A 15,213-nucleotide genomic window follows, 5' to 3' on the forward strand; every position below is an offset into this window, starting at 1 on the left:
GCGCAAGATGACTACACTGTAAATGACGCTGCCGCGCGAAACGTTTCCTGCTCCGGGAAGCCTAGCCGGGCCGCGTTAGGGCGGCCGACTGCCCTGGCGATTTCACAACGCACACTAGAAGGGCCGGAAGATCTTGAATGTTGGAGACAGCGTCATAGTCGGTAATTCCTTCGTGAGTACCGAAAAGATCTACGAACAGGCCCCTGTATAAAACTAACCAGAGAAACTCTTGCCAGCAGGTAAGCGAGGATTAAACGCGGACACTCTATTCCGGCGAAAGTTGCTTGTCAATTGACTTGGCGGGCGGTTGGGCGAGCTTGCCATAACCCAGTTCTTTCGCTCACGTTGTGTTGATTCCATGGTACGCTTTCGGCATGGCGAGTGAGGGCAGCCGGACGACGCAAGCAGCATTCGGCACTCGTTTGTGGTGGTTGATTGGCGGGCGGGCGGCGGTGGCGGTGCTCGTGATGTTGGCCGGCGCAATCTGGGCTCGCGGCACATTTGGACCGAACGTCGATGACTCGCTGCAATCAATCAAGCCGCTGCTCCTGGTAGTCGCGTTACTCACCGCAATCTACTCGGTTGCGCACCTCCTCTGGAAAAATTATCTCGTCCAGGCGCGCTTTCAATTCTTTGCGGACGTGCTTTTAGTCACGTGGCTGGTTTGGATTACCGGCGCCGTCCGCTCGCCTTACACCGCTCTTTATATCGTTGTGATTTCGGCCGCGAGTTGGTTCATCGGCCCGCGCGGCGCGCTGATTACCGCGATTGGCAGCGCCGCAGCTTTCAATGCAGTTTCGTTGCTCCTGCTGAATGGAGTGGTGCCGCGCGGTGGCCTCGCGACCGAAGAAACACTGCCCAGCGTGGTCCAGGCAATGGGTTTGGCGGATGTTTCGTTCCTCGTGGTCGGTCTGTTAGCGGCGAAGCTCGCCGAAAGGCAACGAACTTCAGATGTGCAATTGGCAGAAGCGACCCGAACCTTAGCCGATCTGCGCTTGTTGCACGAACGCATCGTCGAATCGATCCGATCGGGTTTGATCACTACGGATCTTGGGGGCCGCATCTTTACTTTCAACGCCGCGGCGGAAGAAATCACCGGTTACGAAGCTGCCGACGTTCGCGGCAAGAACGCTTCAATGTTTTTTGGCGAGATGACGCGACAGATGGCCGATTCGATGGCGGCGGCGGCGGAAGGCAAAGTCAGCCCGCGATATGAGATTGATTCCTTAACGCAGAGTGGTTTCATGCTGCATCTTGGCTACAGCATCGCGCCTTTGTTCGCGGAATCGGGCGAGACCAGCGGACTCGTGATCACTTTTCAGGATCTTACCGACGTGCGCGTGATGGAAGAGACTGCGCGACGTCAGGATCGTCTGGCGGCGGTCGGGCGGATGGCTGCCTCGATCGCGCATGAGATTCGCAATCCCCTCGCGGCCATGCGCGGCTCAATTCAGATGCTCAGGTCTGAGATGGACAGCGATTCCGATCATTCCCAACTGATGGAGATCATCCTGCGCGAGTCTGACCGCTTGAACAAAATCGTCACTGATTATCTCAACTACGCCCGGCCCCGCGCCGCGGAAATGCAAGAAGTGGATGTGCGCGAATTGATCGGCGAGACCCTTCAACTCCTGCGCAATAGTCCTGAGATCACTGACGGCCACAGTCTACAAGAGCAGTTACCCGCGCAACCGTTGTTGGTGAAAGGCGACGCGGAACAGTTGAAGCAAGTCTGTTGGAATGTCACGCGTAACGCTTTGCGGTCGATGCCTGACGGCGGCGAATTTCATGTCACGGCCCAACGGACCGATGCCGATCGCGTCCATATTAGTTTCAGGGACACGGGGTGCGGCATGACGCCTGAGCAGGTGGAACGCTTATTCGAACCCTTCACTTCGACGACCGGCGGCACCGGGCTCGGGCTATCGATTGTTTATCAAATTATCCGTGACCATTCTGGTACAATTAACGTTCGCAGCCGAGAGGGGTCCGGGACAACTATTACGGTTGAGTTGCCTGGGGTGAACTGACGATCCTATGGCCAATCTTCTAATCGTCGACGACGAGCTCAGCATGCGCCAGTTCCTGACGCATCTTTTCCAGCGCGAGGGTCACACCGTCCGCGTGGCTGAGAATGGGCGCAAGGCGATGGAGTTGCTGCGCACCCAGCCCTCCGATGTAATCCTGTCAGATGTGAAGATGCCGGACATGGGCGGCATCGAACTGCTGCGCGCGGCGCGCGAACTTCACCCGAACGTTGAAGTGATCATGATGACCGCGTTCGCCAACGAATCGACCGCGCATGAGGCGTTTCTGCTGGGCGCATTCGATTTTGTGCACAAGCCTTTCGACAATGAGCTGCTGAAAGAAAAGGTCCTGCGCGCGCTCGCGAAGATTACCCGGGAAGCCGAAGCCCAAACCCTTAAAGTCGAAAACGAAGCCCTGATTAAGGGACAGCGAGCGCGCGGCCGGCTGAGTAACATCATCGGCCAATCAGATCGCATGCAGGCCGTCTTTCAAATGATCGAGACGGTCGCGCAAGTGCCTTCGACGGTTTTGCTCACCGGCGAGTCAGGCACCGGGAAAGAACTGGTTGCGCGCGCGATTCATGATCTCAGTCCGCGTGCACAGAAGCCTTTCGTCTCAGTCAATTGCGGCGCTTTCACGGAAACGTTGCTTGAGTCGGAGTTGTTCGGCTATGTGAAAGGCTCGTTCACCGGCGCCACGGCAAACCGCAAAGGACTTTTCGAAGCTGCCAATCAGGGCACAATCTTTCTCGACGAAATCGGCGAGATGTCGCCGGCGATGCAGGTGAAACTTCTGCGCGTCCTGCAGGAACGCAAAGTACGTCCGGTCGGCGCGCACGAAGAGCTGGAAGTAAACACGCGCGTCATTGCCGCAACGAACCGCGACCTGGGAGCCATGGTGAAGGATGGATCGTTCCGCGAGGATCTTTTCTATCGCATCTCCGTCATTCCGATGGAGCTGCCGCCCTTGAGAGAACGTGCCGGCGACATTGTCGAGCTGGCCGGCTACTTCATCAACAAGCACTGCACCCAAACCGGCCGTTCGATGGTGATCAGCCCATCGACGATGCGTCTGCTCGAGAATTATTCATGGCCCGGTAATGTTCGGGAACTGGAGCACACGATCGAACGCGCTGTCGCGCTCGAAACAAGTGAAGTGATTGAACCCGAGCGCCTCCCTGATCAGATTACGAAGTACAGCCAGACGCGCGTGGCTTCGGCGTTCGAACTGCCGGACGACGGAATCAATCTCACGGCGCATCTCGATCAATTGGAAAAGACTTACGTGATGGAAGCGCTGCGCCGCACGGAAGGCAATCAGACGAATGCCGCGCAGCTTCTTCAGATGTCTGTGCGCTCGCTGCGTCACCTGCTCGATAAGCATGGCGTGCGCGGGCTGACCGCGCAGATGCGTGACGAACGGCGCGGCGATTCAATTCCCCGCCGGCGCGCAAACGATCCCTATCCACGCCGCCGCGAGTATGACGACCCCGAGCCTGAACGCAGCGCTGAACAAGCGGCGGGGGCCACCGGCGAGCCGCGTCGCTGACTTAATCGATTAGTTGCGGTTTCGGAATAGCTGAGGTCTTATATAGACCTCTGCGGACTATGCTCGGATTTGAAACATACGCGGCTCTAAGAACATAAATCTTTGGTGGGCTTAAAAAATGAAACGATTCGGTACTACACTTTTGTTCCTACTGGCAAGCTCATTAGTCTTTCCGAGTTTAGTAAGCGCTAACCAGGGAGTCGCGGAGAAGGCGCAAACCTCTGAGATAGGAGCATTGCTGGAAGCCTACGTAAAGGTAATTCAAGCGCAGGACTTCGGGCAAAAGCTGACAGATGTACAAGCCCAGGAAAAGAGAGCGGAGATTGATGCCCTGAAGGCTGCGACTAAAGCTTTCATCCTAACTAGAATGAATGAGGAGGCGGCAAAAGCTGAGAATGCCAAACGCGTGGTGTATTGGTCGAACTTTTCCGCAAATCTCACTTTCGGGATTGCCCATGTCCTGTTGTTATTTGGCTTGATAGCTGCGGCGATGGAGTTTCGTAACGCACGGAAGTTGCGCACGAAAGGCAGCAAAGAATCGTCGATAGATTTTGAGGTAAAGTTCGAAAGTCTTGCATTGAAGAGTTCCACCTTTGGCGTTTTGATTCTCTTTGTGAGTCTCTTGTTCTATTTCATGTACCTCAAGTTCGCCTATCCCGTCATAGTCATTTGAATGATGGCGCACCAAGGTTCTTTGCGGACTTCGCAAACAAAATCGCGAGCGGTGAAAGTTGTTCCGCAACTTGCTCAGTGCGCGCAGGCTCCTTTGATTCGCGGCCACCTGGTCAACTCTTACAAATATGGCTTCTGATTCTCAATCGACTCGCCTATCATGTCGCGAATGTGAAGGTTCGTGAGGTCCTAAAGCTTCTCAGAAGAGATGGTTGGTCACTCGTTGCAACCGTGGGGAGTCATCGTCAAATCAATTCGACAACGCCTGGACGCGTCACCGTGTCCGGGCACCCATCGGACGACATCCATCCCAAAACCCTTAAGAGTATCAAGCGGGCCTGAAGAAATAGAGTTTCCGGCAGAGTTAAATAACACGCGGCGTTCAGCGACGTATAAGGTGAGGTCCCAATGGTTCGTTGGAAACTATTCGTACTGAGTTTCTTCCTTCTCGTTGGCGCCGCTTTCTCTGCTGCTCAGCAGCAACCAACACCCCCACGCGAACAGCCTGACGTCACCGCGATAAAATTTCGCTGGATCAAGCAAAGCACGAGAGTCATTCGCGGCGCTGGACCAATCACCCCGCCCATGGTGGCGGAGAATCGAGATCTCGGATCGAGAAAAACTGAACTGCGGAACGTGGATAAGCAGGCCATCACCTCTGCCGATGAGCAGGGGAACACCTATCATCTCTTCCTGGAGTTCAAGAATACCGGGACGAATGTCGTCCGGAGCTTAATCTGGGAATTTAGACCCACCGCCACGCCCGCCGACTATTCGCCAAAACAATATCTTTGCGTGCTGCGCATGAAGCCAAAGGAGAAGAAAATTCTCGATATGTGGACTCCGTATGCGCCGGTGAAGGTGATCAGCGCGATCCGTCCGGACGGGCTGAAAGATGGTGAAGTAATAATAAACCGGATTGAGTATGTGAACGGATCAGTTTGGAGGAGACACGACTGGCGTTACTCGCTGCCCGCTGACGCCACGGACAAAGTGGGCGGCGAAGGGAAATGCGCAGTATTCGACAGTTGAGGGTGGATCCTACTGATTTCGATCCGGTCTTTCCTTACGAACTACTCGTTTGACATCGCTTCCCAGCGGTAAAGCCCATTGGAACATCAAAACGCAGGTGACTGTCCGTGATGACGATTGAAGAAGTACTTGAATCATTGCCGAACGGATTGCACGACGCGTATTTGCGGAGCATTAACATTGATTACGCCGAGCGGACCGCTGAGTTGCAGTTGGACATTTGGATCGGCGACATGTCCCTTGATGAAGAAGCCCGCGAAGCTCGCCGTCAGGTGCTGCTAAAACTCTCGGGTCTCTGTTATTTTGTCGTCGAAGCGCCTGATCCGAAGTATACCTTCCACGAGGCCAAACCATTGTGGATTGACGCCGGCGGTGAGTCGCCAGCAACCGAAGGATCTACCAAATTACCTGAAACGCCCGAAGGTGCGTTCACATTCTGGATGTTTGTTCACGACTGGAACGCCTTCATCCATGTCGCGGCAATGCAGGCTGCCGTTGAATCATCGCTGCGCGCCTGACGTCCTTGTGTTCTCGTTGAAGCTTTAACGTTCCCAGTAAAACTTCCCGCGCGGTTTCGCCTCGGGATAGACCTCGTTCATATTGTCCGTTTCATAGAGCACACCGTTAATCATCACGTTCCGGATAGACTCGCTGTTGCGAATGTTTTGCAACGGGTTCTTCTCCAACACGATCAGGTCCGCCAGTTTGCCTGGTTCGAGCGAACCGATGTCGCCGTCCAGGCCAAGGTACTGCGCGCCGTAGAGCGTGGCGCAACGCAGCGCCTCCATCGGCGTCAAGCCGCCCTGTTGCAGCATCCAGAGCTCCCACTGCGCTCCGAGACCCTGCAGTTGGCCGTGTGCTCCGAGCTGCGCCTTGCCACCCGCGCGTACTACGTCGCGAACAGAGCGCGCCAGATCAAAGTGAAAGAAGTCGTCTTCAGGAACCATTAGCCGGCGGCGCGAGCGCGCGTCTACATCGTCGCGCGGGACGAAGCGCAGCAGCTTTTCGTTCTCCCAGACATTCGTTTTCTGATACCAGTAGTTCTCGCCCCAGATCCCGCCATAGCCCACGATGAGGGTGGGCGTGTACGCCGTGCGGCTACGGGCGAAAAGCGTGACCACGTCTTTGTAGAAAGGCGCGACGGGCACTGCGTGCTCGATGCCTGTGTGCCCGTCAAGAATCATGTTCATGTTGTAGAAGAAGGTGGAGCCGCCCTCGGGCACGACCATCATCTTGTGATCGCGCGCGGCCTTGATCACCATCTGCCGCACGTCACGCCGCAGTTGGTTGTAACTCTTGACTGAGAACGCGCCGTCGGCCTGCAAGCGCGCGAGGTGGCGCTTGGCATCTTCCAGGTTCTTAACGGTCGCCTTCTCGGCGTTCTCAGCGCCGTAAAGTATGAAGCCGGTCGAGTAGATACGCGGGCCGACCATGACGCCGGCCTTGACCATCTCTGACTGCGCAAAAACTGACTGCGTCGAGGCCGAAGGGTCATGCGTGGTCGTGACGCCATAGGCGAGATTGGCGTAGTAGGGCGCCTGCTTTTCAGGAGTGATGTCGAGCGTGTTGTAGCCCATGTGCGCGTGCACGTCGATCAGGCCGGGCATGATGGTCTTACCCGCCATATCAATTCGGCGCGCGCTGGCGGGAATCGCGATTCTCGAGCCGATGGCCTTGATGCGGTTGTCTTCGATGAGGATCGACCCGCGCTCAATCACCTCATCACCCTTCATGGTAATAATGCGCGCGTTGGTGAGCGCCACGAGGCCGCGCGGGCGTGCGGTCTCAAACTCGAAGCCTATCTTTGTCGCGATTGGCGCAGCGGGTTTCTCATCCTTGGCCGCCTCTTTCACTACATTTGCTATCCCCTGTTCGTAGAAGTTTTCCCCAAGCGTCCACTGCACGGTCTTGCTGTCGGCCGACCATGCGAGCCAGTCGCCTGAGTCCTGCGACACGGTCTTGACCGGCAGAATTGATTCGCCGGAGTTGAGCTTCAGGAGTTTCCCTGTTTGCGGAAACGGCGCGAGATAGAGCTTGTGCAGCTCTTTGAAGAAGACCCACGCCATGTCTGGCGAGGGCACGATCTCCGCGGCGAACCTTGCCTCGACGTGACGCTTATAGTCGTCACCCGACAGCTTGACGCTGCTCAAGTAAGTCAGGATGTTGGCGGGCGCACCCGGCGGCGCAGGCACCGGCGGTGACTCCATGAAGTAGATGCGCTCGCCCTTTGGATCAAAAGTGAGCACGGGCATGCGCGCGTTGGAGCCGCGGCTCTGCACGTCCATCACATAGCGGCTGGTCGAGCCGTCCCAGTAATGAATCTCGAATGCGGACTCGCTCGATAAGTCTTCTCCGCGGTTTATGCTGCCGCGCCCTTTCAGGTAAGCGACCTTCGCGCCGTCGGGTGAGAAAACCGGATTTGCGTACTGGTCGCCGACGCTCGTGATCTTGCGTGCGTTCGAGCCATCAACATCCGCGATCCAAACCGCGCCCTTCCCCGCGTCCGTCCAGGTGACGAACGTGATGCGACGGCCGTCCGCACTGAACTTCGGTGCGAATTCGAGGTCGGTGGTCCTCAGCAGTGGACGAGGCGCACTCGCGCCTTCCTTCATGTATAGCTTGCCGAGCGCGTTGTAGATGATGCGGTCGCCGTTCTTGCGCGCCCAGCGCAAGAGCCGCGTGTTGTCGCGCGCGGGCGCGACTTTCTGCGGGAAGCGCACCGCGTCAGTCACTTTTTGGTTGACGTGTGCGGTGAATGGAAGCGGCGTCGCCTGCTTTGTGGCGATGTTTACTCGGACAAACTTGCCACCCGCCGTAATGACGATCGACTGATTGTCGGGCGTCCAGGCGTATCCCGGGTACGTGCCGAAGACCGACCAGGTCTCCTGCTGATCGCGGGTAAGCTTGTCGTAGATCGGCCACTCGCGTCCCGACTCGATCTCGCGCAGATAAAGCACGGATTTCAAGCGATCGCGCCGAATGAAGGCGAGATACTTACCGTCGGGCGAGGGCTGGGGGCGAATCGCGCCACCGGCGCCACGGATGAAGACGCCGCGGCGGCCCAACTGCGTGTCGTAACGTTCAATCCAGTAGATTCCGCCATAGACGTTCTTGTTGTAGTCGAAATCTCCGCTATTAACGAAATAGACGAAGCGACCTTTCGGATCAACCGCCGGCTCGCCGACGTTCGCCGTCCAACTCGACTTTTCAGTCAGCTGTACCCCCGACCCGCCGTTGATGCTGTACATCCAGATTTCACCCGCCCCGAGCGAACGTTGATCGACGAAGTGCTTGCGCGCGACCACATACTGGCCGTCAGGTGTCCAGGCGGGCGTGTTGGTGAGCCGTTGAGTTTCTTTCGTAATCTGGCGGCGATTTTTTCCCGCCGTATCCATCAGCCAGATGTTATCGCCACCATCCCGATCGGAGGTGAAGGCGATCCACTTGCCGTCGGGACTGTAGCGCGGTTGCACTTCCCAAGCGCGACCGCCGGCGAGCAACTGCGCCGGGCCACCGCTAATAGGCATTTGATAAATGTCACCGAGTAGATCAAAGACGACGCGTTGCCCGTCGGGCGAAACATCGCAGCTCATCCAGGTGCCCTCGTCAGTGTCGAACTCAACCGTCGTGCTCGGCCCGTGATCGGCTTCGACGTCCCACTTCTCTTCCTTTTTGGCATTCTGCTCGGCTTGCTTGCGCTCCTCCTGCGTCTTTGCCGGCTCAGATGCGGGCGTGGGCGACGGCGTAGGTTGCTGCGCATGCAGACCCGGCAGAAAGCCAGACATAAGGAAGGACAGGCACAGGCCCAACGCGAATAATTTGCGTGACATTCTTTTCACCTCGTTTTTTACGGATGGCAATTGACGAATTGAGGCCGCCGATACACTCCAGCGGCGTGGTTGCTCTAGCCCGCGCATGTTCGACGCCACGCACGTCGTCTGTCAAGCCCACGTCCAGCCACGCATCCGGATTGTCGCGTTCAGTTCGCTTGCGTATTATCTTGGCGAAAGGCTTAACTCGGGCGTCGTGCCGTCAGCACTTGGAGGGCGCTTGCGATATCGAACCAGAGTCGACACTTGGATCGTTGTCCTGCGGCGCGCCGGATAATAACAACTCCTAAGACAGTTTTATTAGGCCGGTAGTGATGGGAAAACAGTTCATTCCAAACCTCGTTTACCTTGGCGCTCTTAGTTTGCTGGTGTTTGTTTTCACCATGTTATTACTTCTCGCTGCTGCCACGCTGTTCATCCCCACCAATGTTATGTTCGCATCCGGGATCAGCGCGCGCTCATTCACTATAGCGGCGGTGGGTTTTTTCACGGCTGTCGCGGTAGCGGTGTTCTTTGTCGCTCGCGCTCTTCAAAGCCGGCACTAGACTGAAACGCTGGCGAGTAACTCTTTGGACCGGGGAGCTTGTTCGACACTTTTTAAGTAAGGGATACTGATCAAAATGAGAGTCGTTGTCACATTGATAGCGATCGTGTTCGCCGCCACATTCGTCCGCGCGCAAACGCCTGCGACGTCCCAACCATCAGACCTCCAGGTCGTGAAGCACAGCTGGAGCAAGGTCCGTATCGACTGGGACAAAACTCCTTTCGGCAAGCCGACCGAAATCTCGGATGTGCGCAGTCGTCGAGGATCAATCCTGGAAGAGCGGGAGGCCCGCGAGCAAAAGAGCCGCCGGGAGAAAACAGCCGCACCTCCTCGTTACGTTTTTGATTACAAACTCACCGTCATCAATGCCGGATCAAAGGCAATCAAGGAAATTGAGTGGGACTATGTCTTCGCGGACGCGGCGACCGGCGAGGAGTTTGGACGGCGCGAGTTCACCAGCGTGGAAAACATTGGCGCCGGCAAACGCAAAGAACTTTCGGTCACGATCTCAAAGCCGCCGACCCGGAGAATCAGCGCTTACACGCTCGGCAAAAATGAGCGGGAGGGGCTTCGCGAGCAAGTTATGATCGTGCGCATCCTCTACGATGACGGCACCGCCTGGCAGGCCCATTGACGCGGCCGAACTCCCGAATGACCTACAAAACCAAACTTTCGGCGTACCTTTTCCTGGCTGGCTTCGTTGGCATTCTCTCGTTCCTGCTGGTCGATCTTTCAGCACTCCTGGCGATGATGCCGGTACAAGATGGGACTAAACTTCCCTCACCGTGGCTGCTGAAATTGCTGAGCCTGATTCAGCCCACGGCGTTGCTGGCCCTGGCGGTGTTCGGCGGAGTCTTTTTGTCGCCAAAGGTGAATCTCGCCGCGCCCGCGTTTGAGGCATTGGCGCGTGGCAAGAGCTTCACGGCAGCGCTCAAGCCGCAAATCATTCCCGGTGTGATTGCCGGACTGATCGCGGCAGCCGTCCTCGTGCTTAGCTGGGCCTTCCTGAGACCGTTCATGCCTGGGGATTTTGTGACGCGAGCCGAAGCCTTCAACCGTTTGCTGCCGCTGCCGACGCGCCTGCTTTACGGCGGCATCACCGAAGAATTACTTCTGAGATGGGGACTGCTAACGCTGCTGGTGTGGGTGGCATGGAGAGTCTTTCAAAGACGGCGCCCTCAGCCGGGAACAGTTTGTTTCGTGGGCGCCATCTTAATCTCGTCGATCGTTTTCGGAGTGGGACATTTACCGGTAGCGGTGGCCATCGGCGGCCCGCTTACCCTGCCCGTCGTTGCATTCGTAGTCACCGTGAACGGGGTGTTCGGATTAATCGCCGGCTATCTGTTTTGGCGCAAGGGATTGGAAGCCGCGATCATTGCGCATATGTTGGCGCACGTAGGGATAGTGTCGGCTAGTTATTTTGGAAGCTAAACCGTCTCAGGCTCCGGCGAGAAGTGACCGGATCAATTCTCCTCGCCCATTCCCCGCCCGTTGACCAAAAGCGTCACTGCCTCAATGACAGTAATTGTCAGGAACGCCTTATCGTCTCAGGATTATTTTTCTGAGCACCGCTGAACTTCGCCAATTTCCTCAGCTTTTTTTCCACTTCGAATCTTTTAGCAACGTGGCACGGGCCTTGAAGAGTACTTCCGCGACAAATCGCGCGCTGCGGTTCATCGACGAGATAAAGCCGGTGGCGCGAAGCAAAACAAAACCAGCTTATCTCATTAAGGAGCAAAGAAAAGATATGAAGAACAACCGTCAAGCAGGCTTCTCGCTCATCGAGCTGCTTATAGTCGTCGCGATCATCGGCATCATCGCCGCCATCGCGATCCCGAACCTTCTCGCTTCCCGGCGCGCCGCGAACGAAGGCTCTGCCCAGTCGTCGCTGCGAACCATTCACAGTGCCGAGGGTACTTACCAGGCAACTGTCGGCGCTGGCAACTATGGATCTCGCGCTGAGTTGGGTGCCGAGAACTTAATCGACAACCAGTTGGAAGCTGGAGGCAAGAGTGGTTACAACTTCGAAATCAACCCGACCGACTTGGTTGTGGCCACTAGCCCGGCCGTGTTTTACGCGACTGCGGTTCCGCAGGTTACCGGACCAATCATGGGCACCGGCACGCGTCGTTTTGGTGTTGCCACCGATGGCACGATGCACGGTGACTCGGGCGGCGGTCTCGCAGCCTATGCGAGCGAAGCCGCGGTAATGGCTGCGCCTGACCTCGGCAACTAACCTTTGACTTAGGTCAAAACTTGGTACGCGGGGTGGGAGCATCTTCCACCCCGCTTTTTTTCAACCAGTGCCCCACCCCACCCTGACCTGAGAGGGGTAATATTATGAGCCGTCAAGCTAAGGGATTTTCGCTCATCGAGCTTTTGATCGTTGTCGCTATCATCGGGATCGTGGCATCCATAGCGATACCGAGCCTATTGGCTTCGCGCCGTTCGGCAAACGAGGCCTCGGCTCAATCATCGCTAAGAACGATTCAGAGTTGCGAGCTGACGTACCAGGCAACTACGGGCCGTGGCGACTATGGCACACTGGCTCAGGTACGCGCAGACGTTTTGACCGACGCGGTTCTGGGCAGTGGTTCCAAGAGCGGATACAACTTCGCTGCTACGCCCAGCGCGCCGGGCATTAGACCGGCACTTTTTTACGCCACCGCGGTGCCGATGATTACCGCCGGCATAGGCCAGACGGGAACGCGCCGTTTCGGCGTCACCGAAGATGGCGTGATCCACGGCGACTCAGGCGGTGGCCTGGCTGCCTACCCGGATGGCACAGCGGTCAGAGCTGCCCCGGCCACGGGAAATCAGTAAGCGCAGGTTCTGCGTAAAAGCAATCTTCCACGGTCGTCACACAAAGTTAGTGCACAAAATCTTTCGGGGCGTGTATATTCACCTTCATGGCAGGTCGGACAATTGCGATTGCCCGTAATGCTTTCCGCGAAGCGGTTCGCGATCGCGTCCTCTACAATTTAATTCTCTTTGCGCTGCTCTTGATTGGCAGCGCTATTTTTTTGGGAGAGCTCTCCGCCGGCCAGGAAGCGAAAATAATCGTCGATCTGGGTTTGAGCGCGATGCTGCTGTTCGGAGCATTCATCGCAATCTTTGTCGGCGTTGGCCTGGTATTCAAAGAGATCGAGCGGCGCACGCTTTACGCAATTCTTTCAAAGCCGATCGGCCGGGGCCAGTTTCTGGTTGGCAAGTATCTTGGCCTTAGTTTGACGCTGCTCGTCAACGTCGCAGTGATGGGCGTGGGCGTAACGCTCGCGTTGGTTTATGTGCAGCGAGGATGGCATCCGCTGGCGGGAAGGATTTGGCCGGCGATTCTCCTGATCTACTTTGAACTGTTGATTATCACCGCCGTCGCTTTGGTGTTTTCGTCGTTTTCCAGCCCGGCGTTGTCCGCCCTGCTGACTTTTTTCGTTTTCATCATTGGGCACTTCAGCGCTGACCTGAAAGTTCTGGCAAACGCGAGCGGCAGCGCTCCGACGCGTTGGCTCTTTCGCGGGCTCTATTATCTGTTGCCCAATTTTTCCAATTACAGCGCAATCACACCGACGGCGCATGGGCTAACACCCGAACCGGCCGCGGTGCTGGTCGCGGGGATTTATGCCGTCGTTTACGTGGCCGTACTGCTGTCAGTGGCCAGCCTCATTTTCGGACGGCGAAACTTCAAATGAAAATGAAACGCGAGGCAGCGTTAATTGTTGTGTTGGTTGCCGGCCTGGGAGCCTCAGCGGCCCTGAGTCGATGGCTCGACGCGCATCGAACCGATCACGCAAAGCAGTTTGCTGAATCACAACTCTATCTAAACGGACCGGCAGCAAAGCGGCTGACTCTGGCATTCAACGGATTGGCCGCGGACTGGTACTGGATGCGTTCGCTGCAATACGTCGGGCGCAAAATCGTTAGTCATCAAGACACCAGTAAGGATCAATTTGTGTTGAGTGACCTGTCCAGTCTTGATTTGCGTTTGCTGGCGAGTTTGCTCGACGTTGCTACGACGCTCGATCCGCAATTCATTCCGGTCTACGAGTATGGCGCCGTGATTCTGCCCGAGGTGAATCCCGATCAAGCGATCGCGCTGCTGAACAAAGGCATCGCGGCCAATCCCTCGTCGTGGCGCTTGCATCAACACCTCGGATACATCTATTGGCAGCGCCGCGAGTATTCCACTGCCTCCGAGATTTACGCTGCCGGCGCCCGGCTTCCCGGCGCTCCGCCCTGGATGACCGCGATGAGCGCGCGCTTGAAAGCTGACGCTGGTTCGCGCCAGGCCGCACGAGACATGTACCGGCATCTGTACGAATCTTCCGACAACAAGAATGTGAAAGAGATGGTTGTCGCGCATCTGATGAGGCTGGATTCGGAAGATGATCGCGAGGTAATCACGCGCGCACAGGATGAATTCCGAAAGCGAGCCGGTCGTTGTCCAACGTCGTGGCGCGAACTTCTTCCCTTCTTCCGAGGCGCACGTTTGCAAATCGATATGGCTAATGGAACTCCTTTAGATCCCAGCGGAGTTCCTTATCGGCTGACCGACGGCGGATGCAATGTCGGTCTTGGTGTAGGCTCGAAGGTGGCGGGCTAGAAAACTATGCCGATCGTTGAAATCGACAATCTGACGAAAGATTACGAGGTTGGTTTCTGGCGCAAACGCAAAGTCCGCGCGCTGGACGGCTTGTCTCTTACAGTCGAGCCGGGTCAAATTTTTGGCTTCCTCGGGGCGAACGGCGCCGGCAAAACCACGACGCTAAAGTTGCTGATGCGACTGATCTTTCCCACCGCCGGCCGGGCAAGCATTCTTGGCCAGGACATCAACGACATCTCGATGCACCAACGAATTGGCTATCTACCTGAAAACCCTTATTTCTATGATTACCTGACGCCGCGCGAGTTCCTCGACTACTCCGGACAGCTGTTCGACCTGGATTCAACGACGCGCAAGCGACGCGCGGAAGAACTGTTGCAGCGCGTGAATCTCGATCAAAAAAGCTGGGACCGGCAACTACGCAAGCTTTCAAAAGGAATGTTGCAGCGGGTGGGACTCGCTCAAGCACTGGTCAACGATCCCGAAATCGTGTTCCTGGACGAGCCAATGAGCGGTCTCGATCCCGTCGGCCGTCGCGAAGTGCGCGATCTGATTGCCTCGCTCCGCACCGAAGGCAAAACGGTTTTCATGTGCTCGCACATTCTGTCCGATATCGAAGTCCTGTGCGACAACGTCGCGATTCTGAAGCAGGGCCGGTTGGCACATGCCGGATCGCTCGATGAGTTACGCGCGCAGGGCTCAAACCAAATTGAGATTGTCGCGACTGGCGCAAATGAGACAGTGTTGAGAGAGAGTTTAGGAAGCGATGTGCAGGTGCTGATCGACGCCAGCGGATTAAGAATTCACATTCAGGACGAAAAGGAAATCGATGCCGTGATAGCCGCAGTGCGAAAGGCGAATGGAAAACTGGTTTCAGTTCAGCCGGTGCGGCAGTCGCTGGAAGAATTATTCTTGTAGGCTTGGAGCGCAGGCGTCTCGCTTGCCGTGACTAAGTCTAT

14 protein-coding genes are annotated in these 15,213 nt (G+C 56.5%); 13 read left to right on the forward strand and 1 reads right to left on the reverse strand.

Going from position 1 to position 15,213, the window contains the following annotated elements:
- The first annotated feature begins 347 nt into the window (after window positions 1-347).
- The 5 genes from VFX97_16505 (at window position 348) to VFX97_16525 (ending at window position 5,798) form a co-directional block, all read left to right on the forward strand.
- Window positions 348-2,030, forward strand: coding sequence for an ATP-binding protein (locus tag VFX97_16505; GenBank protein HEX5704802.1), 1,683 nt, complete (start codon window positions 348-350; stop codon window positions 2,028-2,030).
- Window positions 2,031-2,037: 7 nt separating this feature from the next.
- Complete coding sequence (locus tag VFX97_16510; GenBank protein ID HEX5704803.1) at window positions 2,038-3,576, forward strand: sigma-54 dependent transcriptional regulator; 1,539 nt, start codon at window positions 2,038-2,040, stop codon at window positions 3,574-3,576.
- A gap of 118 nt (window positions 3,577-3,694) precedes the next feature.
- Entirely contained in the window at window positions 3,695-4,249 is a 555-nt protein-coding gene (locus VFX97_16515; protein HEX5704804.1) for a hypothetical protein, read from the forward strand.
- Window positions 4,250-4,656: 407 nt separating this feature from the next.
- Entirely contained in the window at window positions 4,657-5,280 is a 624-nt protein-coding gene (locus VFX97_16520; GenBank protein ID HEX5704805.1) for a hypothetical protein, read from the forward strand.
- A 110-nt stretch (window positions 5,281-5,390) separates the two neighbouring features.
- On the forward strand, window positions 5,391-5,798 hold the full coding sequence (locus tag VFX97_16525; protein ID HEX5704806.1) for a hypothetical protein: 408 nt from the start codon (window positions 5,391-5,393) through the stop codon (window positions 5,796-5,798).
- Window positions 5,799-5,822: 24 nt separating this feature from the next.
- Here the strand turns inward: VFX97_16525 and VFX97_16530 are convergent, their stop codons facing one another.
- Window positions 5,823-9,110: an amidohydrolase family protein gene (locus tag VFX97_16530; protein ID HEX5704807.1), complete on the reverse strand. Its 3,288-nt coding sequence runs from the start codon at window positions 9,108-9,110 to the stop codon at window positions 5,823-5,825.
- Between the two features lie 314 nt (window positions 9,111-9,424).
- Here VFX97_16530 and VFX97_16535 point away from each other — a divergent pair, with 314 nt between their 5' ends.
- The 8 genes from VFX97_16535 to VFX97_16570 all read left to right on the forward strand — a co-directional run bounded on the left by VFX97_16535 (window position 9,425) and on the right by VFX97_16570 (window position 15,172).
- Window positions 9,425-9,655, forward strand: coding sequence for a hypothetical protein (locus VFX97_16535; protein ID HEX5704808.1), 231 nt, complete (start codon window positions 9,425-9,427; stop codon window positions 9,653-9,655).
- A 75-nt stretch (window positions 9,656-9,730) separates the two neighbouring features.
- A complete protein-coding gene (locus VFX97_16540; protein HEX5704809.1) occupies window positions 9,731-10,288 on the forward strand; it encodes a hypothetical protein in 558 nt (185 codons plus the stop codon).
- A gap of 17 nt (window positions 10,289-10,305) precedes the next feature.
- Window positions 10,306-11,085: a CPBP family glutamic-type intramembrane protease gene (locus VFX97_16545; GenBank protein HEX5704810.1), complete on the forward strand. Its 780-nt coding sequence runs from the start codon at window positions 10,306-10,308 to the stop codon at window positions 11,083-11,085.
- Between the two features lie 316 nt (window positions 11,086-11,401).
- Window positions 11,402-11,890: a prepilin-type N-terminal cleavage/methylation domain-containing protein gene (locus tag VFX97_16550; GenBank protein ID HEX5704811.1), complete on the forward strand. Its 489-nt coding sequence runs from the start codon at window positions 11,402-11,404 to the stop codon at window positions 11,888-11,890.
- A 104-nt stretch (window positions 11,891-11,994) separates the two neighbouring features.
- A complete protein-coding gene (locus VFX97_16555) occupies window positions 11,995-12,477 on the forward strand; it encodes a type II secretion system protein (GenBank protein ID HEX5704812.1) in 483 nt (160 codons plus the stop codon).
- Between the two features lie 86 nt (window positions 12,478-12,563).
- Window positions 12,564-13,343 carry an ABC transporter permease gene (locus VFX97_16560; protein HEX5704813.1) on the forward strand — a complete coding sequence of 260 codons (780 nt, stop codon included), beginning with the start codon at window positions 12,564-12,566 and terminating at the stop codon, window positions 13,341-13,343.
- Window positions 13,340-14,254: a hypothetical protein gene (locus tag VFX97_16565; GenBank protein HEX5704814.1), complete on the forward strand. Its 915-nt coding sequence runs from the start codon at window positions 13,340-13,342 to the stop codon at window positions 14,252-14,254. Before VFX97_16560 ends, VFX97_16565 begins: the two co-directional genes overlap by 4 nt.
- A 6-nt stretch (window positions 14,255-14,260) precedes the next feature.
- Complete coding sequence (locus tag VFX97_16570; GenBank protein HEX5704815.1) at window positions 14,261-15,172, forward strand: ABC transporter ATP-binding protein; 912 nt, start codon at window positions 14,261-14,263, stop codon at window positions 15,170-15,172.
- Window positions 15,173-15,213 lie beyond the last annotated feature (41 nt).

The sequence above is a fragment of the Pyrinomonadaceae bacterium genome (assembly GCA_036277115.1).
Classification (GTDB): Bacteria; Acidobacteriota; Blastocatellia; order Pyrinomonadales; family Pyrinomonadaceae; genus UBA11740.